Origin of the sequence: Pseudoalteromonas translucida KMM 520 (genome assembly GCF_001465295.1) — a bacterium.
Classification (GTDB): Bacteria; Pseudomonadota; Gammaproteobacteria; order Enterobacterales; family Alteromonadaceae; genus Pseudoalteromonas; species Pseudoalteromonas translucida.
This window is the reverse complement of sequence record NZ_CP011035.1, coordinates 273,295-295,268: the sequence shown is the minus strand read 5'-3', so window position 1 is coordinate 295,268 and position 21,974 is coordinate 273,295. Positions and strand designations below refer to the sequence as shown.

General features: G+C 39.6%; 16 protein-coding genes. 5 read left to right on the top strand and 11 right to left on the bottom strand.

The window, feature by feature from the left end:
- Positions 1-59: 59 nt before the first annotated feature.
- On the top strand, positions 60-2,543 hold the full coding sequence (locus PTRA_RS16815) for a hypothetical protein (protein ID WP_058374821.1): 2,484 nt from the start codon (positions 60-62) through the stop codon (positions 2,541-2,543).
- A gap of 62 nt (positions 2,544-2,605) precedes the next feature.
- Here the strand turns inward: PTRA_RS16815 and PTRA_RS16810 are convergent, their stop codons facing one another.
- From PTRA_RS16810 to PTRA_RS16780, 7 genes are all read right to left on the bottom strand, one after another.
- Positions 2,606-2,986 carry a SpoIIAA family protein gene (locus tag PTRA_RS16810; RefSeq protein ID WP_058374820.1) on the bottom strand — a complete coding sequence of 127 codons (381 nt, stop codon included), beginning with the start codon at positions 2,984-2,986 and terminating at the stop codon, positions 2,606-2,608.
- 117 nt (positions 2,987-3,103) lie between these two features.
- Positions 3,104-3,796 carry a cupin domain-containing protein gene (locus tag PTRA_RS16805; RefSeq protein WP_058374819.1) on the bottom strand — a complete coding sequence of 231 codons (693 nt, stop codon included), beginning with the start codon at positions 3,794-3,796 and terminating at the stop codon, positions 3,104-3,106.
- A gap of 176 nt (positions 3,797-3,972) precedes the next feature.
- Entirely contained in the window at positions 3,973-5,445 is a 1,473-nt protein-coding gene (locus PTRA_RS16800; RefSeq protein ID WP_058374818.1) for a carbon starvation CstA family protein, read from the bottom strand.
- Between the two features lie 301 nt (positions 5,446-5,746).
- The gene (locus tag PTRA_RS16795) at positions 5,747-6,661 is read right to left on the bottom strand and encodes a carbohydrate kinase family protein (RefSeq protein WP_058374817.1); all 915 of its coding nucleotides are present in this window, start codon (positions 6,659-6,661) and stop codon (positions 5,747-5,749) included.
- A gap of 2 nt (positions 6,662-6,663) precedes the next feature.
- On the bottom strand, positions 6,664-8,187 hold the full coding sequence (locus PTRA_RS16790; protein WP_058374816.1) for a mannitol dehydrogenase family protein: 1,524 nt from the start codon (positions 8,185-8,187) through the stop codon (positions 6,664-6,666).
- A 60-nt stretch (positions 8,188-8,247) separates the two neighbouring features.
- Complete coding sequence (locus PTRA_RS16785) at positions 8,248-9,969, bottom strand: purine-cytosine permease family protein (protein WP_058374815.1); 1,722 nt, start codon at positions 9,967-9,969, stop codon at positions 8,248-8,250.
- Between the two features lie 178 nt (positions 9,970-10,147).
- Entirely contained in the window at positions 10,148-10,828 is a 681-nt protein-coding gene (locus PTRA_RS16780) for an HAD family hydrolase (RefSeq protein ID WP_058374814.1), read from the bottom strand.
- Positions 10,829-11,182: 354 nt separating this feature from the next.
- Between PTRA_RS16780 and PTRA_RS16775 the strand changes: the two genes are divergently transcribed.
- Both PTRA_RS16775 and PTRA_RS16770 read left to right on the top strand, forming a co-directional pair.
- Complete coding sequence (locus PTRA_RS16775; protein ID WP_058374813.1) at positions 11,183-12,718, top strand: catalase; 1,536 nt, start codon at positions 11,183-11,185, stop codon at positions 12,716-12,718.
- A 111-nt stretch (positions 12,719-12,829) separates the two neighbouring features.
- Positions 12,830-13,345, top strand: coding sequence for an ankyrin repeat domain-containing protein (locus tag PTRA_RS16770; RefSeq protein ID WP_058374812.1), 516 nt, complete (start codon positions 12,830-12,832; stop codon positions 13,343-13,345).
- Positions 13,346-13,404: 59 nt separating this feature from the next.
- On the opposite strand, the gene yddG is transcribed toward PTRA_RS16770, so the two are convergent.
- A complete protein-coding gene (yddG, locus tag PTRA_RS16765) occupies positions 13,405-14,325 on the bottom strand; it encodes an aromatic amino acid DMT transporter YddG (protein ID WP_058374811.1) in 921 nt (306 codons plus the stop codon).
- A gap of 279 nt (positions 14,326-14,604) precedes the next feature.
- Between yddG and PTRA_RS16760 the strand changes: the two genes are divergently transcribed.
- A complete protein-coding gene (locus PTRA_RS16760; RefSeq protein WP_058374810.1) occupies positions 14,605-15,087 on the top strand; it encodes a putative 4-hydroxy-4-methyl-2-oxoglutarate aldolase in 483 nt (160 codons plus the stop codon).
- Between the two features lie 379 nt (positions 15,088-15,466).
- On the opposite strand, the gene PTRA_RS16755 is transcribed toward PTRA_RS16760, so the two are convergent.
- The 3 genes from PTRA_RS16755 to PTRA_RS16745 form a co-directional block, all read right to left on the bottom strand.
- On the bottom strand, positions 15,467-16,969 hold the full coding sequence (locus tag PTRA_RS16755; RefSeq protein ID WP_058374809.1) for a trehalase family glycosidase: 1,503 nt from the start codon (positions 16,967-16,969) through the stop codon (positions 15,467-15,469).
- A 14-nt stretch (positions 16,970-16,983) separates the two neighbouring features.
- Positions 16,984-18,222 carry an MFS transporter gene (locus PTRA_RS16750; RefSeq protein ID WP_058374808.1) on the bottom strand — a complete coding sequence of 413 codons (1,239 nt, stop codon included), beginning with the start codon at positions 18,220-18,222 and terminating at the stop codon, positions 16,984-16,986.
- Between the two features lie 175 nt (positions 18,223-18,397).
- Positions 18,398-19,405, bottom strand: coding sequence for a LacI family DNA-binding transcriptional regulator (locus PTRA_RS16745; protein ID WP_058374807.1), 1,008 nt, complete (start codon positions 19,403-19,405; stop codon positions 18,398-18,400).
- 305 nt (positions 19,406-19,710) lie between these two features.
- Between PTRA_RS16745 and PTRA_RS16740 the strand changes: the two genes are divergently transcribed.
- A complete protein-coding gene (locus tag PTRA_RS16740; RefSeq protein ID WP_058374806.1) occupies positions 19,711-21,963 on the top strand; it encodes a TonB-dependent receptor in 2,253 nt (750 codons plus the stop codon).
- Positions 21,964-21,974 lie beyond the last annotated feature (11 nt).

Sequence of the window (21,974 nt, the reverse complement as noted above, 5' to 3'; positions counted from 1 at the left end):
TGTCGATGAAACACGTTACTTTATATTGCATACAATATACACACAAAACAACTATAATTATGAAAAATTTTTTCTTTCCCTTGTCTCTCTTTTTACTCGTTGCCTGTCAAACAGAGCTTCACGTACCAAACACATATCATAATCAAGCTACTCAACTTAAGTTAGCGCCGTTAGATGCAATCGCTGCTGAGACAATGCGGGTCGATATCTCAGTGCAAGGTTATACGACTACTTTACATAATATTGATATTGCCTTTTTAGGACAAACCGTTCCCTACACTTACAGCACAGGAAAAATTGGAAATAGCCGAGGGTATAACTGGTGGGTAAGTAAACACTTCGCACTAAAAAGCGACTTACCCGAACATAAAGTAAGGCTCTACCTTGAGTTATTAGAAATGGCTTACCCACATTATGTCGCATTATTTGGCATGCAGCCGCCGAATATTGAGCGTCAACGCATTGCCGTAGTGTATGGCAGTAGCCGCGAAAGAGTACGTGAGGCGATGCTCGATGATGGTTTTTTACGTGGCGTACATGAAACTGCAGGCGGCGAAACCATGTTTTATAATCGTGCTGGATATAGTTTCCCTAGCGATCGCAGGCAACATCAACGTTATATTGTTATTCATGAAACTATGCATGCCTTTCATATGGCACTCAATGGCCACTCCACCTGGGCGCCAAGTTGGATCACCGAAGGGCTAGCTGATTCAGTGGCGCATCATGTTTATGATCCAAGTAAAAAGCAACTCACAGTGATGGTATTTGACCGTGCGCCTATGAACTATATCGAAACCGGTTTAAAGCAGTATTACAGCGCCAATAAGCCCAGCATAGAACAAATTAATGATGATCCGTCTCTCAAGCGGGGGCTTAATTTTTTCATTATTCACTATTTTTTAAGCTCACCACAGCGGGCACAATATTTTAGCCACTTTTTAAATAAATTAAGGCTCGCTAACCCCAACAGCGAAACAACATTAACAACCGCCAATACCCTGCTAAAGGAAACATTCAACGACTGGCAGGCTATAGAGGCTGGTTTTGCAAAATTTGTTGCTAATATAAAACCTAGTTTTCATATTGTGTCTGGGCCATGGGAGCAAGATGGCAGTGCATATTGGATTCGTAACAATCAGGCCAAAAAAATCGCCCGTTTAGATATTAGTCCTGCGGATGCACACACAGTGACGCACCCGGTGATGGACTTTCCTTTACCCTCTGCTTCAGCATTAATTGAGTTAACCCATAGTAACCAAGTTGCGGCACTGATAGAGTTTGAACCCTCGCAACTTGCCCGTGGTGAAATTGGCATAGCATTACAAGGACAACTCAGTGAACAAAATCAACAGTATCGCCGTACTTTCAGCACCGAAGAAAATCCTAATGCTGATCAACTATTAAAATTGTTAATCGTTGATGCAAAGCGCTTAGTGATCCGCGCTGATAATGTTAGCCACTTTACTGAGCAGCAGATAGCGCTAACGCCTGAGCTACAGCAAGCCATTGCCCAACAGCAAAAATTAGCCATCACTGTTAGTATTAATACTACTAAGCTAACTGTACAGTTAACAGCGTTTAATGCCGCGAACGTTATTAAGCAATCGTTTGATGTAGTTATAGAAAATCAGTTATTGTCACAATTAAACGCGCGTAAAATTAGTTTATTAGCTAACAATAATAATCATAAAATAACGCCCTACTTTACGAATGGCAACGTCGCGGACACATATCACGATCAAATAACCAATCCGTGGTTATTTACAGATTATGATAAACTTACGCGGTTATTTCAAAGCTGCCAGCAGGCAACTAATGAACTCGTTAATTGCGCGCCTGAGCTGGCGTCTTTGATGGCTCAGCTGCCCAATAAAAATAACCATTCTGCTTTGATAAATTCACTTAATACACTATTTTTGAAGTATAAAAATAGCTTAGGTGATGATGCACTCAGTCTGCTTTCTGGTATTAATAGCCAAATATATTACCATCATGGTGAGGCCTTTTTACGCATAATGAACCCTTCTGACGCTGCAGTGAATGTGACAGCAAACGTAAACTTATTAGACGCCAGTGGGCAGTTATTAAGCAGTGAAATACTGCTGCAAGTTGTAAATCCAGGCGTTAGTAATATCACTTTACCCCAACACCTAAGTGCAGATTCCATTATTATTGAACAGCAACTTAATTGGCACGATTTAACCCATAAATCGAGGCTAAAAGCGCCGTTAAACGCATTTAATGGCGTGCAACTTTCGCTTAGCCACAGTACTACAACTGAGGGTGAATTGCTGGTTATAGCGACACTTTCTGGCCCTTACTCCGGCGCAACTACAGGCACTATTAGTTTAACTGCCACCGCGTTTTCACAGCCAATTAATGTCATACCGCAACAGCAAAACGTCGTACTTGATCCATATCAGCAGCAAACTTATAGCTTTACACTCCCCCTAAGTAAGCAGCAACAATTAGTTACCGTGACGGTACTTTTAGATGTAGATGCAGAGGAAGTTAAATTACAAAAACACCTCACTTTATAAGATTTATTAAACAACCATATGAGTAGAGAGAGCATTAACGTGCTCTCGCTGGGGTTATGGCGTTACTCTTGTAGCCACTCAATGGCTGTGGTGGCGTTTTCAAAGTATGCTACTTTACCTGCTACAAACCAGCCCCCCACTTTGGCTAAGGTTGCTTGCCACTCTTTATTACCGTAAATCGCGACTTTTTTAAAATTTTTACCGTGTTTTAACCCAAGCTTTAAGTCATCCCATGCAGCTCTAATTTCCCAACCTTCTAATTGTGAGCCATCTATCAGCACTTTAACTATAGGGTGATCCACTTTACTTAGAGCTGAGTCGATCATGGGTGTAATAATCTTATAATCTTTGTGAGTTAATGTACCTACCGCTTTTAGCGTTAAAAAAAACTCACTTCCTGAGCGTTCAATGCCAATAGACAAACCGTGCGTTAAACCAACCATAATGAGTACTCTTACAATAAATGTACTTTGAGTATAGGTGATAGCTTAGCGCTCATACTGATACAACTTAAAACTCAGCTATAACGGGTGTTTTGCTACTTCATTTGAAGTGGTTACTTATGCATTTTTTAATCGAGTGATTTGGTTTGCTACATCAGTTAAATAACCGGTTTTAAGCCAAACTGTTGCGCCTGTACTTCCTGCTTTAGCATTAACAGTGCTATTAATAGGCACTCTTAACCAACTATTTTTAATAAGGGTATCTGTTTTCTCGTTAAGCAAACCCTCAAGTACTAACAGCTCAGCCCCATCCTTTGCATTTATAACCATCTCGGCGTTAGGTTTAAAGTGCAGTAAGCTCACCTCTTCAAAGTCATCTTTATATAAAGAAATTACGCTAACATTGTTAAACTGGGGATGCGGAACGCCTTGCATTTTTTTAGTGTGTAAGCACACATGCTGTCTATCTTGTGGTTGAAACTGCCACAATTTTACAAATATTACGCAGCCTCCCTGAGATCCCGGTTTGTGCTTTGACTGGGGAGGGTTGCGAATATAACTACCTACAGGGTAATCGCCGTGTTCATCTTGAAATACGCCATCGAGCACTAAAAATTCTTCACCACCTGTATGTATATGCGGCGAAAATTCACTACCAGGCGCATAGCGTACTATGCTTGTGGCGCGGGCAACTTCATCGCCTACTCTGTCCAAAGGGCGTCTATGCACTCCCGCCATTGGCGAGGCTACCCACTCTAGTTTTTCACTATGTACAACAACGCGCTTACTAAAATCAGCGGCTATTTTCATTTTGTATTTCCTAACTCAGTTAAAGCAATTAACAAATAATAGCAGTTATATTAGTGGCATTAAATTAAGTCATGTTATTTAGCCGTAAGTGTGATGGAGCTTTATTATTGGGCATAAAAAAACGAGCAGGTTTAGCTGCTCGTTTTTAATTAACACTTATGATTTATGGTCATTTTTTAATTAATAACTTTTACTCTGCCTTTGTGCTTAGAGTGCACTATGGCAAGTGTAATAAAACCAATTACCGCTACCACTGCACCAATTGGCTTACCCATATCACTTGATAAGTTAAGACCTATTGCCGCTGTCATAATGTATGAAAGCGTCACTGCTGTGGCGATTACTGCAGGAATACTGGCAATCCAATGGAATGCACCGCGGTCAAACAAGTACTTAGTTGCCAGCCATAATACGCTAGTAGAAAGCAGCATGTTTGAGAACGCAAAGTAGCGCCAAATAACCGAGAAGTCGAGTTTAGTCATAAAGTAAGCAATCGCTAAAATTGGAATCGCTACTAATAAACGGTTACGTAAGCTTTGCGGAATATTAAACGCATCAACTACGGTTAAACGCAGTGAACGGAACGCAGTATCACCTGAAGTGATTGGGAACACAGCTACAGCAATAATAGCCATAACACCACCAAATACACCTAAGTAGCTATTAGCAATATGATTAACCACTAAACCAGGGCCACCTTGATCAAGTAATGCTTTTAAACCGGCATAACCTTCTGGGAATGCTGCAATACCAGCAAGTGCCCAAACACAACCAACAATACCTTCACACATCATAGCGCCGTAATATACCGGGCGTACATATTTTTCGTTTGTTAAACAGCGTGCAATAATAGGTGCTTGCGTTGAGTGAAAACCACTAATAGCGCCACAGGTAATTGTTATAAATAACAAAGGCCACGTAGGTAAACCATCCGGATTTGGCTCTAAAAAGTCATGTGCATGATCAGCGCTAAAGTAAGCTAAAAAGTCACCTGCAACGGGTAAGTGTGGCGCGTTAATCAATAACGAAACTGCAATAGCAACTGTCATTACAATCATTAAAGCACCAAAAACTGGGTAAAATTTAGTAATAATTTTATCAATTGGTAGCAAGGTAGCTAAAAAGTAATACGCTAAAATAGCCAGCACCCAAAAGGTGTTACTTGCCAGTATTGTACCTTCAAAAAAATCAAGGTTACTTAATAAGCCCGCAGGGCTCATAATAAATACTACACCTACAAAAAATAGTAGCATGGCAGTAAATATCAGCATAAAGCCTTTAAATACAATGTTGTAGTAATGTCCGGCTATTTCTGGCAGGCTTTTTCCGTCTTCTTTTATACTCATAACACCTGAGAAGAAGTCGTGAACAGCACCACCTAACACGTTACCTAGTACAATCCAAACTAGTGCAACGGGTCCGTATAAGGCACCAAGAATAGGACCAAAAATAGGACCTACACCGGCGATGTTTAAAAATTGAATTAAAAATGCACGCACAGGATGAATAGCCACGTAATCAACACCTTCGCTAAAGCGCTTTTGTGGTGTTTCAATAGTTGAGTCTAAACCTGCTTGCTTTTCAACAAAGGGACTATAAAATTTGTAACCCAGTATTAAAATTGTGATGCAGATAAAAAAGATGATCATAAAGCATGTTTCTCTTTTTGTATTTGTATTATAGAGCGCACTGTTTGCCGCTCCGGCCTTTCATTCCGTGAATAATCGACGAACATTAACAAAGGATTAATATTCTTACTATAAGACGTTTAGCTAATACTATAGTCGAATAAAATAACTTAGGCCTATTTCGCGACCTTATTGAGCGTTAACTGTGCAGAATGTAAAGATTTAGAGTAATAAAAAAGGCAGCTTTACTGGGTAAATCTGCCTTTATATTCTGCCCGATAAGCTATCGATAACAATTAACAATATCTTATCAGCAATTTATTTATGGATTCATAAACTCATTTATTTGTTGATGCGTTAAAGTAGGTGTTGCTCCGGCACTTTCGGCCACCATAGCGCCAACAGCACAAGCAAAGTCAACCGCATGTTGTGCGCAATCACTACTGCACAGCTGATAAATTAACGAGCCTAAAAACGAATCCCCTGCGCCAACTGTATCAACAACACTAATTAAATAGCCTGAGTTATAGTAGTTTTCGCCTTTAATGGTGAGTAATGCGCCATGGCTGCCTTTAGTTACACATAAGTATTCGGTATTTGTTTGTGCTGCAATAAAGGCTAAGTTTTGCTCAAGCGAATGAAACTTACAACCCATAGCTTTAGCAATTTCGTATAGCTCTTCGTCGTTTAATTTGATGAAGTCGGCTTTATTCATTAAATCTACGAGTGTTGCTAATGTGTAGTGAGGCGCACGTAGGTTTACGTCAAACACTTTAAAATTTGCTACATCAACTAATTGATTTAATGTTGCCAAAGACGTTTTGCTTCGCCCTATTAGGCTACCGAATACAAATACATCGCTACTTTTAACTTTACTCAGTAACTCATCGGTAAGCGCTATATTATCCCACGCTGTATCTGCCACTATTTCATAACTTGCTGAGCCACCACTATCAAGAGTTACCTCAACCGTGCTGGTTTTTTTGTCACTGTTAATAGCAATATAATCGCAGCTTACGCCTTTGCTCGCAATTTCGCCTAGCAGCTCTGCCCCTAGTTTATCGCTGCCAACGGCGCTGATCATGTCGGCTTTTATGCCCAGTGAGTTAATACGCACACACATGTTAAGCGGCGCGCCGCCTAGGCGTTTACCAGAGTCAAAACAATCCCACAGTACTTCGCCAAAGCAGCTAACACTTACGTTTTCGCCTGATTTATGATTAATTAAAATGCTCATAATTAGTTACTCTTTTGCTCAAGTGCAGCCTGCATAATAGCTTTAATTTTACTATTAGGTGCGTATAGCGCGGCGATCGATTTTTTATACTCTGCAGTAAATGTGTCGTTATGTTCAAGCTTACCAAACAAGCTTGCTAGCTTTAAAAATGCAGTTGGGTTAGCTTGGCTTTGCTGCGCGTATGCATTTAGCTCTTTTTGCATAGCATCTTGAATTTCAAGCTTTTCGCCTTTTTCACTTACACCTTTATCGCTGTATAAACACCAAGTAGCAATAACCAGTGCAGCCAACGATATATCTCGACCTTGTACTAGGTTTTCGTTAATTGTAGCAATAATAAATTTAGGCAATTTAGCTGAGCTTTCACTGCAAATACGCGCTAGGCTGTCTTTAATATTAGGGTTAGCAAAACGCTCTATTAACGTGTTTTTGTAGCTTTGAAGGTCAATACCTTCAAGCGGCTCAAGGTTTGGCGTTACTTCTTTGTCCATAAAAGCACGTAGGTATGTGGCAAATAATTCATCAGATACCGTTTCGTCAATTGTGCCATAACCATGAATTGAACCTAATAAACCAAGTACTGAATGCCCTGCATTAAGTAAACGTATTTTCATGGTTTCATAAGGCGTTACATCAGTGACAAACTGTGCACCAACAACATCCCAATTTGGTCGGCCGTCACTAAATGTGTCCTCTATTACCCATTGTGTAAACGACTCACAGGTAATTGGCCACTCGTCGCTAACACCATAGGCATCAACCACGTAATCAATATCACTTTTTTTAGATACAGGCGTAATACGGTCAACCATCGCATTTGGAAACGATACGTTTTGCTCAATCCACTCACTTAGGTTTTTGTCTTGCTCTGTGGCAAAGGCTAAAAGCATTTTACGTGTTACGTTACCATTATGCTGAATGTTATCGCACGACTGTACTGTAAACGCGCCCAAGCCTTGCTCTTTACGCAGTTTTAACGCAGCAGTAATGTAACCAAACGCCGTAATTGGGTCGTTCGGGTTATTAATGTCGTTAATAATATCTGGATTACTCGTGTCAAACTCACCCGTTGCTGGGTTAAAGTTATAACCACCTTCGGTAATAGTAAGCGACACAATTTTAGTATCGCTGTGCGCTAGTTTATTAATTACCGCTTGTTTGTCCTCTGGGGCAAACAAAAAGTCGATCATTGAGCCAATTACTTTGTTATCTATTTTACCGTCTGGGTGCCTAACAGTAAGCGTATAAAGGTAATCTTGTTGCTTTAAAATATCACGCAAACCACGGTTACCCTCTAACAGGCCAACACCACATATGCCCCATTGCTCAGAGCCTGGGGTTTTTAAAAGCTCGTTAACATACACCGCTTGGTGAGCACGATGAAAACCGCCTACACCAATATGTACAATCCCTGCTTTAACGGCGCTACGGTCGTAACTTGGTGTGTCAACATGGCTTGGTAATTGAGCCAAGCTCTGTTGGTTTAGCCCTGTAACAAGAGCGTTAGTGTGTTGATGTTGCGTCATGGTGCGACCTTACTAAACAAAAATAAAATATAAATTACGATACTGTATTACGATAAGTAATTACGATGCTGTATTGAGTACTTTATGGCGTTTTAACGACCAGTACGCAGTAACAAAATAAATAACAGTACAAATAAAACAGGCAATTTCGAACTGCGACTTATTAGCGCTGTACATCACCATAGTTTCACTGAAAAACATAACTTGGCTGGCAAATATAAAAATAATAACCAATGAAGTAGTCGATATGCCATTAAGAACTTTGGTAAATGTAGAGCTATCAATTACTGGCTTTGGAATGTCTTTAGCTTGTGCTGTTTGATATTCTTTAATATCACGTTGCTCTTGCTCTTCTGCAGCAATTTCTTGCGTGTAATCTTCATCGGCACCGTATTTTTTAGCTAAAAGCGTGTAAATAACGATAGTGAAAATCCAGGTAGGAATAAACAAGTAGTAAAACGACATTACATCAATTGCGTTTAAGCCAAAACCAAACACAAGTGCAAGCGCCCAAGATGCTATAGCCGGTACGCTGCGGGTAATATTTTTATATTTAGCCCAGTAACGTGTTAAGCCAATTTTAGGAAATAACACATGCTCAGCAAACACAATACCGCCCACAGGCACAACTAATAAGCCGGCGTAAGTAAGTAGCGGTAGCATTTGTGAAAATACAAACGGGAAACACGCAATAATCACGGTTACAACACCTACAATAGCGGTTGTACGCTCACGTGACTGATTTACAAAAATCGATTGTGCAGCAAGACCTGCGCGGTAAAGGTTTGCGTTAGCTGTAGTCCAGCCCGCTATAATTACAATAACAAATCCAGTCCAACCTAATGCATGGTATGCAACATCGCCCGGATCAAGTGACGAAATGGTTGTTTTAAGTAATACCGCAACACCTGCGCCCATAATACCGGCAGAGATCCACGCTAAGTAATGCCCAAAAAACATGCCCACACCAGAGAACAAGCCATAGCTTTTGCGTTTGGCAAATCTAAAAATAGCCATGTCGATTAAACCAAAATGAGTAATTGAGTTAGCAGCCCATGCAAAACCAATCACTTCTAATAGGCCAATGCCTTTTTCGCCATCGGCATTGGTGCCCGTCCATATGGAGGAGTCGCCTATGGTCATAAAGTCGCTAAAGCTACTTAAAGAGGTAGACCCTAATACGTGGTTTGAAAGTTCAGGGAATAACGCGAACGAGCCTGCAATAAATATAACAAATAGCCAGGGCGCGCATAGTTTTGAAAAGTCAGCAACGGTTGAAAAGCCATACATAGCAACAAATACAACAATAGAGCCTACCGCTAAAACAATGGCTACAAACCAAAAACTGTTTGGATACCAGTCAAGCTGCGCGGGTATGTCGAACAAAAACCGCACGGCGGTGGAGGATACTGTGATCATGGCCGCCGATATAACACTAAAAATAACCACGTTAGCCCAGTTATAGAGCTTGGTCATTGAGTTACCAGCAATTTTGTTTAAGTAGTTATATAAACTTAAGCGGGTTTGTACTGCAATAGGTGCCGTAATTAGCCACCAAGAACACATTGCTAACAGGTTACCTATTAATAACCCCAGTAGAATGTCGATGGTTGATGCGCCTAATGCAACAAAGGTTGCGCCAATAACAAACTCAGTAGCGGCAACATGTTCACCAGCGTATAGCCCAGCAAAATGTTTCCAGCCGTGAAGCTTATTATTAGCAACCGGAAGTTGCTCTTCGTTTACATCTTTAAATGTGTGAGTGTGTGGACTCGTTGCCATGGTATTTCCTAGTTGTTAACAGCAAAGTACTTAATACCTAAAGACTTTGCTTCTTATAATTTAGTTTATAAACGCGTAACCACTTGTTTTAGTTTTTATAATTAATATCAGTACTAACAACGCTTATATTTTGCTACTTATAAACCCTATAAATGTGTGTTGGTATAAGTAGCTATGTTTAAATATTTTTACTTTTAAGAGCAGGATAAGCTGTAAAAAACTGCTGCCAATGAGTTAAGTGAGCCACATTCGGATACGCTTTACGAACATAGTTAATGGCCGTTTGCATGTGCTGCCCGCCACTGTAATGCAGTACTTGCATATTGGCATTTATGGCTGCGCATACGCCAGCTTCGCTGTCCTCAATTACCAAGCAATGCTCTGGTTTTACGCCCATTTGCTTAGCTGCATGTAAAAACAAGTCGGGGGCGGGTTTACCACGCTTTACTTCACTGCTGGTAAATATTGTATTGCTAAAACAGTTACTTAAATTAACTATATCTAATGCTTTAGCTGTACGTGCTGGGCTGCTACTTGTGGCAATACATTTGGGCACAGCTAAGTTATTAAGTACTTCGCTTATGCCATCGGTTGTAGTGAGCGCTGCTTCAAACTCGTTTAGGAGCGCTTCTCGGTAATCATCTTCAAAGCTATGTGGCAGAGTGACATTAAAGGCGTTTTGGATTTTTTGACTTACGGTTTTAAAATTACACCCCAAAAAGTGTTGCTGTACATATCCGCGGTCAATATTAACCGTAAAATACGCAAGCATATCAATCAACACTTGAGCGCTGAGTATTTCACTGTCGATGACTACCCCATCGCAATCAAATATTACTAAATCAATTTTAGCGTTCATTGGGTTACCTTAAACATTTACTTTTTGTACAAACACACAAATTGAGCATAAGCCCGGCTATCGAGCATATTCCCTTTATTGTTTTTGAATGTCAACAAAAAGTGAACGAATTTACTTGTCACTACTACAAATATAAATAAACAAAACTAAAAGTTGCTGTATTTAATCAAGTTTACAAAATATATATAAACCTAAAATTACCGTTAAAAGTATATTCTTAACCTCCCACTCAATCTCATTTATGAATTAATCCAATCTATTTAATCAACTTTACCGAACAAAACAATGTTCATACACTCCTCAACAGTTAAACAGCCAGCAGCACTGCCGGCACTTTTTAATAATAAGGTCGACATGAATATTTTATTAAACGCAATAAACAAGAATACAAAACTAACATTAAGCGCGTTAACACTTGCGATGGCATTACCAGCAAGCGCGGCTACATTAACTAAAGACAACGGCGCAACTGTTGGCGACAACCAAAATTCAATAACTGCAGGCGAGCGCGGCAGTGTGTTATTAGAAGACGTACAGCTAATTCAAAAACTACAACGCTTTGCACGTGAGCGTATTCCTGAGCGTGTGGTACATGCGCGTGGTACGGGTGCCCACGGGGTATTTGTGGCATCAAAAAGTTTAGATGATTTAACCATGGCAGCGCCTTTTACCGAGGCAGGTAAAGAAACTGACGTTTTTGTACGTTTTTCATCGGTAATTCACTCAAAAGGTAGCCCAGAAACACTGCGTGACCCGCGCGGCTTTGCTATTAAGTTTTACACCGATCACGGTAACTGGGATTTAGTGGGCCTTAACTTGCCAGTATTTTTTATTCGTGATGCAATAAAATTTCCAGATATGATCCATTCATTAAAACCATCACCAGTAGATAACATTCAAGATCCTAACCGTGTTTTTGACTTTTTTTCATACGAACCAGGCTCTACTCACATGTTAACGTGGGTTTATAGCGACTACGGCACACCAGCAAGCTTACGTAAAATGGATGGTTGGGGTGTTCACTCTTACAAAATGATCAATAAATTGGGTGATGTTAAGTACGTTAAATTTCATTGGGTAAGTAAGCAAGGCATTGAGAATTTAAATGCAAAAGAAGTCGCTGAAGTTCAAGGCCAAGACTTTCAACATTTAACGCGTGATTTATACAGCGAAGTAAATAAAGGCAACTTCCCAGAATGGGATCTATACATTAAAACGCTTGATCCGTCGCAGCTTGACGACTTTGATTACAACCCATTAGATGCAACAAAAATGTGGTTAAATATAAAAGAAGTGAAAGCAGGTACATTAACGCTTAACCGCATGCCAACTAACTTTTTCCAGTCTACGGAACAAGTAGCAATGGCACCGTCTAACATTATTGCGGGTATTGAACCCTCAGAAGATAAGTTATTACAAGGGCGTGTATTTTCATACGCAGATACGCAAATGTATCGCCTTGGTGCTAACCACCAGCAGTTGCCAATTAACCGTGCAAAAGTTGAGGTAGTTAACTACAACCAAGACGGCGCAATGAACTATGGTAACACCCAAAGCAACGTAAACTATCAACCAAGCCAAGAGAACCTAGCTGAAAACCCAATTGCCCGTAGAAGCCAAACGCAGCTTAAAGGTTACGTACAACAAGCAGCGATTGAAAAGCAGCAAAACTTTGCGCAAGCAGGTGTTTTATACCGAGGTTTTAGTAAGCAAGAGCGTACTAATCTGATCAATAACCTAGCGGGTGATTTAGTAAAAATAAAAGACAGTAACGTTAAGCACAAAATGCTTAGCCACTTTTACAAAGCTGATAGTGAGTACGGTACACGTTTAACTAAAGCCGTTAATGGCGATATTAAAATAGTTAAGCAGCTTGCAGCTAACCTGTAATTAGCAAGTTACAAAAAATTAGTCCCAACTAAACTCGCTGTTATATAAGCAACCACAACCATGAGGAAGGAGGCAACCAATCCCCTTCCTCTTTTTAAAAGGTATAAAGTGATGCGTAATTTATTAATTATAGTAGCGCTACTAATAAGCTTTACCAGTAGTGTTTACGCTCAAAATACAACGGATGCACAAACACCTAGTACGCAACTTGAAAACCAACACTCATCGAAAACACAATACGAGAGTTTATTTGCTTATTACTTTGCCGCTGCACGTACCAACGATACCGCTGTAATTAAGCAATTTGTAGATGCCGGTATTCCTATCGACAGCTACAACAATAAAGGCTACACCGCATTAATGATTGCCACTTACCATGGTAATAAAAACACGGTAAACACGCTTTTACATTTAGGCGCTAATGCTTGCATGGAAGATAACCGAGGTAACACAGCCCTTATGGCTGCTATATTCAGAGGTGAATTTAGTATCGCTAAAACGCTCGTATCACTTGATTGCGACAACGCGCATCAAAACAAAGCCGGTCAAACCGCTGAGCAATTTGCACACTCATTTGGTCAACAAAAAGTTATTGAGTTACTCGCGCAAGTTAAAAATTCTAAATAAAGATCTAAAGCCCTTATAAAAAGAGCTTTAGAGGTAATTAAACTTTAGCTGACTGTTTTTTAAGTCGTTACTTTTACATTATATTTTTGGGGCTTATCTCGCGTAACAAAATAACAAACAAGCGAGCCAAGCGTTACCAGTACGACTCCTTGATAAAACGACACACTAAGTGACACCGATAAATACAGCGCCGAAATTACAGTAGAAAACACCGGCGTAAAGTACGAAAGCGTGCCCAACAACATTAAGTTACCGCCAATAATAGCTTGGTTCCAAAGTGCATACCCGCTGCCAACAACCACACCTGCTAGTAACAATGTAATACTCGAATTTATTGAAAACGTTAATGCCGCCTCGTTACTTATTGCAAACTGTATCCACAAACTCACTGCGGTTACTGTAAAAAATAACGTTATTGCATTTTTACCGTTACTCAACTTCTGCGTAACCACACAATAAATAGCCCATATAAATGCAGCTGCAAGCGCCATTAAATACGTAGCAGGATTATCTGCAAAGTTATTTGCTAATGTGTTGACTGAAATACCCGCATCGCCAGCTATGCACCAAGCAACGCCTAAAAAGGCAACAAACATACTCGGATAGACCCATAAACTTACTTTTTTACGCCCTACTATAATGGTTAATAAAATAGTAAGAGTGGGCCATAAATAGTTTATTACCGCCATTTCCATAGCCTGATGCCTATTATTAGCCATACCAATAGAAAGCGCTAAGCACACCTCATAAAATACAAATAATAAAGTACCAATTACTAAGTAGCGTTTTGAAAACCCTTTTAACTTGGGTAACCCCATCACTAATATTAAAAATACAGCACTAACAGTATACATAGCGGCTGCGCCACCAATAGGGCTAAACAACTCAGACACATCCCTAAGTAGTGCAACTAAGCAACTCCAAAGTAAAATGGCAGCCACACCATATAAGGTGAATTTATTTTTAGTTAAAAATCCCATATTAAACCTAAAGTACTACTTAACAATTTGTAGCTAAACTAACAGTAATTTTTTATTTTAACAATAATATGCCGTTAATCAGCAGTGCATAACTTGCATTATCAAAGCTAAATATGACCACTATAGTTATAAGCAATAAGCGTAAACAGCTATTCAGTGTTTAAATTTAACTAAAGCAGTACAAACGCTAGGTAAATTATAGTTACTGGCTCTTTTGTCTCGTATTACCACTTTTACCGGTGGTGTCGTTAAATAACTCACTAAACAGAGAAAGCAAATATGAACAAGTTCACGACTCCCGATCTATACGACGAACACCGTGATAGCGTACAAGTAGCCGACTGTGGATTACAGCACTTTGGCAACAAAACCACCTTTAGTGGTCAAGTCGTTACTGTAACGTGCCCCGATGACAATTCGTTTGCCGCTGAAATACTCCATCAAAATGGCGTAGGTAAAGTGCTGGTTATTAACGGTTTTGCTAGTAAACGCTTTGCATTTATTGGCGATATTATGGCAGAGCGTGCTTTAAAAAATGGCTGGGAAGGCATAGTTATAAATGGTTGTTGCCGAGATATTGAGATTCTTGCTACCTTAAATTTACCTATTATGGCGCTTGGCTCGACACCACGCAGTACGTTAAAGCGAGGTTGTGGTGAAAACAATCAAGCTATTGCCATGTTAAGCGTCTGCATTGAGCCTAATGATTGGCTTTACGCCGATGTGAACGGACTAATTGTGAGTAAACATAAACTTAGTTAGTTGCTAAATCACAACTGAAATAGATTAGCTGCCGCTTTTTTAATAAAACCTGACACTAAAAAGCCCAGCTTTGCTGGGCTTATGTCATATTAATAGGTAACTATTAGTTAAAATATCGATAAGTTCATGCTTTTTACAGCGTTCAATGCGGGGATCTGTAATTGAATTAAAATGTTTCAGAAAAGTAGTGCTCATATTTATACGACCAAGTAATTACAATACCTTGATCTGATCACTACTTGCTCTATAAGTTCAATTTATAATGATCTTGCCGTGAGTGCTCGCCCCTCGTCCTTAAATAAAAACCAATAAAATAAAAGTTTAACCATTATAATTCGAGTCCACTTAATTGCTTTTATAAGGTAAATAACAGATCGGATTAGTGGCCTAGTAACTTATAAAATCGAGTCGTTACGCCGTTTGTCCAACCGAAACCCTCCTGTACTTGATATTCACCGCCACTGGCTAAAACATTAGGTATGCACACATTATATTTTTCTAGCAAGCACTTATTTGTCTCAAAGTTTTTCTCAACCATATTTATCCAGTTCTGCATTATATTAGTGCTTAGTTGTGTAATACCGTAATTATTAAGCCCTTTTACTGCAAACCATTGTAGTGGCGCCCAACCATTTGGACTATCCCATTGTTGTGGTGTATGAGTAATCGTTGTAACAATACCACCCTCTTTTAAAAAATCATTGGCTAATAACGTAGCTACTTTGGCTGCTTGCTCATTGCTGGCTAAATTAACAAATAAAGCAGTAGTTGCTGCTGCACTAAGCACCTGAGACTGGATGGCTGTACGGCAGTTATAATCAACAAAAAAACCGATAGACTCATTCCAAAGATAAGTATTAATAAGTGCTTTACGATTGTTAGCAAGTGATTCGTAATGCTCAGCTTGCTTACTATTGCCGAGCAGTTTAAAAAAATCACTTAGCTGGCTTTCTAAGTTATACATAAGACAATTTAAATCAATGGGAACAATATCAGTGGTTTGAATAGAGCTTAGTAAATTAGATTCACCAAGCCAACGAGAACTAAAATCCCAGCCCGACTCACACGCAGCGCGAATATTACGATAAAAGTCAGCTTTTTTATTGTCTGCTAATCCTTGCGCTAGCTCTAAATCTTCACGCAGTGACTCCGCTCTTGGCTCGCTCACATTGTCCCAATAACGATTTAAAACACCGCCACAAGGCATTCTTACTACACGGTTTGAGCTCAATACATTATCCGAAAGCAACTGCGCGCCTTGCATCCAAAACATATATTCTTTTTCAAGTGCTGCTACACACATATTAAGCCATTGCGTATTAAGTGATTTATTGTGTGTGTGTTCCCAGAGCAATTCGACCATGAGTGCTAAAACAGGCGGCTGCGAGCGTGATAAATAGTAACGGCGGTTACCATTTGGAATACTGCCAAAATCGTTAATTAAATCGATAAAATTAAGTAGCATATCTTCAACTACATCACCTTTATCTGCATCAATTAAACCCAAGGCTGTAAAATAGCTATCCCAATAGTAAATTTCTTGAAAACGTCCACCAGGCACAATGTAGCTGTGTTTTAGTGCAAGTAATGAGTCTTGCTTTGGAATATCGGCTTCTCTTTTAAGGCCAGTCCATAACGAATTTATATACTGTTTAACAGATGACGTATCAACTTCAGTGTCCATTGTTAGCACTGGGGAAGTAATAAAGTGTGCGTTTACAAACTCACTAAGCTGCGCGTCATTTAAAGGAGCTAGTTGCTCATAACTTTTACATGCACTTTGCCAATTAACACGCGCAATTGCATCTGCAAATGTTTTACAGTCACTAAATACATTCTGCGTTTGAACATCTTTAAATAATTGGCTCTCGAAAAAACTCATAACTTTCCTTACTTTTAAGCTGTGGTTGCGTGTTGTGAGATAACATCTGTACGTTTTTTGAAAAAAACCACGCTAATAAAAATTAAACTAATAGGAACCAAAGAAAGGTAAAACGCATGCTGGCCACTAAAGTGCTCAAATACATAACCGGTTATTATTGAGCCTGTTGTGCCTCCAAGTGCTGAAAAAACCACAATTAAGCCAGTCATAGCGGCATGACGATGTTTTTCAAGCGCGCTGAGCATAACGGAGTTAAGTACCGGATAAATAGGCGCCATAAAAAAACCAATTAACGGTAAAACAAATGCAGCAAGAGGAGCGTCAAATAAACTCGTGACGTTATTTTCAGTAATATTTTCGGTAAGTGGCAAGGTAATGAGTATTAAACCAGCCATAGCAATTAAACAACTGCACAATACAACAAACCAATTAATGTGTTTTAGTACTTGCCCTGCCACTAAGCGCCCAAGCGCAAGTGCTGCAGCAAAAATACTAGCCAACTGAATACTAATAGCGACAGGAAGTTTTAAAACTTCATTATTAAATGTGGGTAACCAAGTACCTACTCCCTGCTCAATTAGCACGTATAAAAAAGCGCTAATTATAAATATGAGCACTAATGGTTGATATGTTAGCTTTAGCATAGCTATAAAGTCATACCAGCTTGAGCGTTTAGTTTTACTTACAATAGCAGGCTTTATAGGCGCAGCAATAACGCTTGCTATTACAATTAGGGCTAGAGCTGCCAGCAAGTAATAAACGTTAAGCCACGCGGTTGAGTCACTTGGATCTATAAAAGCAGTAAAAATCCAATAGCCGCTTAATACACCAACCATAAAAATGCCTTCTATGGTGTTTAGTAATGAAGAGTGGCTGTTAGCATCGCCTGTTACTTGGCCAATAATAGAGTAAACCGATACTTTCACCACAGCAAAGCCACAGCCAATAGCTGCAAATAAAATTTTAAACGCATAAAAGTCACTAATTAAAGCCGTACTTACACAAGCAAGCGCAACAACAGTAAGTGCCCCAAGCATGGCAAGCTTATAACCCAAGCGAGGAATAAACGAAGCCACTAAAAATGACATTACCGCAATGGATAAATCTTTAAACCCTTCAAGAACTGAGGCTTCTGTTTTACTTACCCCTAGGGTATTTATTGCCTGCAAAATAACGGTACCTACACTATTTAATAAAATAGCAAAAATAAAGTAACTTGCTGCAATAGCTAGTGTGACTTTTGTTTTACTCATAACTGCCCTCGATTTACAGCGTTATTTAAACGCTATAACGACCTTTATTGTATGCCCATAACGGGTGCATACACTGTGTGTATTTGTATCAGTGAGATTTGAGTTTAATTTAGAATAACTGCTAATGCAATCGTTTGCATTTAAGTTTTAACATTAACTCAACATGATTTATAAACTATCGTTTACTTGATTGACGGGGAATTAATTCAATATCAATGACTTGTGATTCGACTTTCTCACCAGCGAGTTGTTGCATTAGCTTTTCAACTAATAACGTGGCTGCATATTGTGTGTTTTGTCGGATAGTTGATAGCGAAGGGTGGCTAATGTCGGCCATTGCAATGTCGTCAAAGCCCACTAAGGCTACATCGTTAGGAATGCTTACATAGCGCTCTTTTAAGGCTTTCATTGCCCCTAAAGCAACCATGTCACTACATGCAACTATACCATCAAAATAGAGACCTTTTTCACGCAGTAACTGGTTAATAGATTGATACGCAGAGCTACTTGTAATATCAATAGATACAACATGTTGCTCTAACTTATGAGATGCTAATGCAGCAGAGTACCCTCGATGACGTTCGCTAATTTCACCGTGTTCTGGGTCACCTAAAAATACAATATTTTTAGCTCCATGCTCTATTAAATGCGTAGTTGCTTGCAAGCCCCCTAAATAGTTGTCACTTCCTACAATGGCATAATTACTGGGTGTTTTAGGATCCCCCCATACTACCAGCGGAATACCTGCGTTAGCTGCATTTTCGATATTGATTTGGTTTTTACCTTGGCCTACTACAATAATGCCGTCTGCACGGCGGCTATTAATAAAGTAATTAGCCCAATCGTCTTGCGCCATTATTGAGTTTGATAATAAAAGCTCTAACCCTTGTTGATTAAGCGCAAGGTTAATTTCGCTCACCACTTTAAGTAAAAATGGGTCACTAATCGACTGCTCTGTTTGTTCGTCAAGGTTAATTATAACCGCCACGACATTGGTTTTTTGAGTACGCAAGCGGCTTGCGGCAGTATTCAGGCTAAAATTGTGTTCTTTAGCTAAGCGCTTTAGTTTGTCGCGGGTTTCTTGCTTAATTAGCGGATTATCATTAAGCGCACGCGAAACTGTTGAAGTGGATACCCCTGCTAGTTTTGCTAAATCAATTAATTTAATTTTTTTATTATTCATGATTTTCCTAAATCGCCGGTTGCCACTAATTAGCCTGCACTCTGGTTGCTTAATACAATTATCTAACCTGCTGACAATATAGCATTATTATTTTTTGCTGGCGCGAACAACGTCTTAAAAATTGTTTATCTGATAAATAAGCTCAATAAACAAACTATATTTATTCATAAATAGTTTACAAATAAATATTGCAAACGTTTGCATTTATCTCTAAGGTTTCAACATACACAGCCTATTTACATTAAATTTTAAGAGATAAAGCTGAAAAAATCACACTGTTTCACACACTAAAATGGATCACACATATGAAAATCAATAAAGCAAAAAGCACATTAGCGTGTGCAATTACTTTAGCGTTTAGCACTCAATGCGCATTTGCAGCAGAGCAAACACAAGAAAAACAAAAAGTTGAGCGCATTGTGGTATCGGGAACACCTACCGGTGTTGGTGTCAGAAAAATAGATGCAAGCTATGCAGTTACTAATATCGATAGCGAGCAAATTATTAAACTGTCTCCTAAAAGCACCGCCGACTTGTTTAAAGCAATACCTGGTGTTTGGGTAGAAAGCTCAGGTGGTGAATCGGGTGCGAATGTATTTGTTCGTGGTTTTCCTGGTGGGGGTGATGCCCCGTTTTTAACACTCAGTATTGAAGGCTCACCTATTTATCCTGCTTCAACGTTGTCATTTTTAGAAAACTCATCAATGTTTCGTATTGATGAAACCATTGAGACAGTAGAAGCCCTGCGTGGTGGACCTAACCCTGTTTTATCTAACGGACAACCTGGATTAACAACCAACTTTAGATTAAAACGTGGTGGCGAAGAAACCGAAGGCTTATTTAAATACACAACTTCTGATTACGACTTACAGCGCGTTGATGCTGTAATGAGTGGTGAAATTACTGACGATTTATACTTTATGGTTGGCGGTTACGTAAAAAGCTCACCGGGTATTCGTGATGCGGGCTTTACTTCAGAAAAAGGCAGCCAATTTACAATCAACATTACTAAAGATTTAGACAACGGTGAGCTTAACTTTTATACCCGCCAAACAGACGATCACGGTGCATGGTACTTACCAACACCCCTTAATGTTGATGGTATTGACGCAGAATATACGCAACTTGGTACGCTAAATCGTCAAGCAACAATATTTACAGGCCCCGATGCACAAGCACTTGATATTGACCTAGGTGATGGTCGAGGATGGGACGGCCATGTTTCGGGCGGTAGTATTAAGCTAGAGCTAAAAGATGGTTGGCATTTTTCAGATCGCTTTAACATTACCAAAGGCGATGCAAATACCTACGGTTTAGTACCTAGTGGTTCAGCAACAACGGTTGGAGCAGTTGCTGATAACGGCCAAACCGCATTTGGAGCAGTTACAAACACTGAATACGAAAGCAACACCCCAGTCCAACAACTTGGTCGATGGGTAGTACTTAAAGAAATCAGCTCATTTACTAATGATTTAGCTTTTTCGAAAAAATTTGGCGACCTATCAACAACCTTTGGGTATTACACTGCAAGTACTTCAGCAAAAGATTGGTGGAGTTTAGGTAACACTGCATACCATGTACTTGAATCAGGTGGCGAAGCATTGACGGGGATTGGATGTAATCAAAGCACCGATGGCTGTGATTTTAACTACGACATAAGCTCAACAGGTGATGCGCGTACTAACGCGTTTTATGTTACTGGTGAATACAAATTTGCTGATGCGTTTACACTTGATGTTGGCGTGCGCCAAGAAAACCACGAAGTAGAATACAGTGTAGATGAAGGCCTTGATGGTATTATTACTAAAACCGTTAGCTATGATGAAAGTAAAACGTCTTGGACTACAGGATTAAACTATTCAATTAACGATGACATGGGTGTATTTGCTCGTGTTAACCGTGGTTATAAAATGCCGTACTTTGATGACTTTAGAGATAACTTTGACGCCTACGAAGGCGGAGAAAAGCTTATTAAAGAAATAACTCAAGGCGAGCTTGGCTACAAGTTAATTACTGAATCAACCGACTTTTATGCAACCGTATTTGTAAACGAAGTTAAAGGCGACACCTTTGTACGCCGCCCTGGTGTACCCGCTGAAATTTTAACAAACGAAGCATACGGTATAGAGCTTGATTACAACTTTAATCATGAGTCTGGTTTTTCTGTTAATTTAAATACGACATTACAAGATGCCGAAATTACAGAAAGCCCAACAAACGATGGCAACCAATCGCAGCGTCAACCAAAATGGCAAGTACGTGTAACACCAAGCTACGACTTTGAACTACAAGGTATGTATGCAACTTTATACGGTACGCTTTCAGCTGTTGATGATCGCTTTGGTAATAACGAGAACACTGTAACACTCGATGGCTATGAAAAAGTTGATTTAGGTTTAATTATAGAGCCAATGGAAGGCATTAAGCTTCAAGTAGCAATTGATAACTTAACTGATGAGCAAGGCATCACGGAGGGTGACCCACGTAATGCTGATGCACCAAATGGTCGTTACATTATGCCTCGTACTACGCGTTTTAGTGTAAGCTACGAGTTTTAAATAACATGCAT

Coding starts and splice junctions, on each gene's coding strand:
- PTRA_RS16760 (WP_058374810.1), top strand. CDS start 14,605: ATGAACAAGTTCACGACTCCCGATCTATACGACGAACACCGTGATAGC.
- PTRA_RS16780 (WP_058374814.1), bottom strand. CDS start 10,828: ATGAACGCTAAAATTGATTTAGTAATATTTGATTGCGATGGGGTAGTC.
- PTRA_RS16740 (WP_058374806.1), top strand. CDS start 19,711: ATGAAAATCAATAAAGCAAAAAGCACATTAGCGTGTGCAATTACTTTA.
- PTRA_RS16750 (WP_058374808.1), bottom strand. CDS start 18,222: ATGAGTAAAACAAAAGTCACACTAGCTATTGCAGCAAGTTACTTTATT.
- PTRA_RS16805 (WP_058374819.1), bottom strand. CDS start 3,796: ATGAAAATAGCCGCTGATTTTAGTAAGCGCGTTGTTGTACATAGTGAA.
- PTRA_RS16790 (WP_058374816.1), bottom strand. CDS start 8,187: ATGACGCAACATCAACACACTAACGCTCTTGTTACAGGGCTAAACCAA.
- PTRA_RS16795 (WP_058374817.1), bottom strand. CDS start 6,661: ATGAGCATTTTAATTAATCATAAATCAGGCGAAAACGTAAGTGTTAGC.
- PTRA_RS16755 (WP_058374809.1), bottom strand. CDS start 16,969: ATGAGTTTTTTCGAGAGCCAATTATTTAAAGATGTTCAAACGCAGAAT.
- PTRA_RS16815 (WP_058374821.1), top strand. CDS start 60: ATGAAAAATTTTTTCTTTCCCTTGTCTCTCTTTTTACTCGTTGCCTGT.
- PTRA_RS16770 (WP_058374812.1), top strand. CDS start 12,830: ATGCGTAATTTATTAATTATAGTAGCGCTACTAATAAGCTTTACCAGT.
- PTRA_RS16745 (WP_058374807.1), bottom strand. CDS start 19,405: ATGAATAATAAAAAAATTAAATTAATTGATTTAGCAAAACTAGCAGGG.
- PTRA_RS16800 (WP_058374818.1), bottom strand. CDS start 5,445: ATGATCATCTTTTTTATCTGCATCACAATTTTAATACTGGGTTACAAA.
- yddG (WP_058374811.1), bottom strand. CDS start 14,325: ATGGGATTTTTAACTAAAAATAAATTCACCTTATATGGTGTGGCTGCC.
- PTRA_RS16775 (WP_058374813.1), top strand. CDS start 11,183: ATGAATATTTTATTAAACGCAATAAACAAGAATACAAAACTAACATTA.
- PTRA_RS16785 (WP_058374815.1), bottom strand. CDS start 9,969: ATGGCAACGAGTCCACACACTCACACATTTAAAGATGTAAACGAAGAG.
- PTRA_RS16810 (WP_058374820.1), bottom strand. CDS start 2,986: ATGGTTGGTTTAACGCACGGTTTGTCTATTGGCATTGAACGCTCAGGA.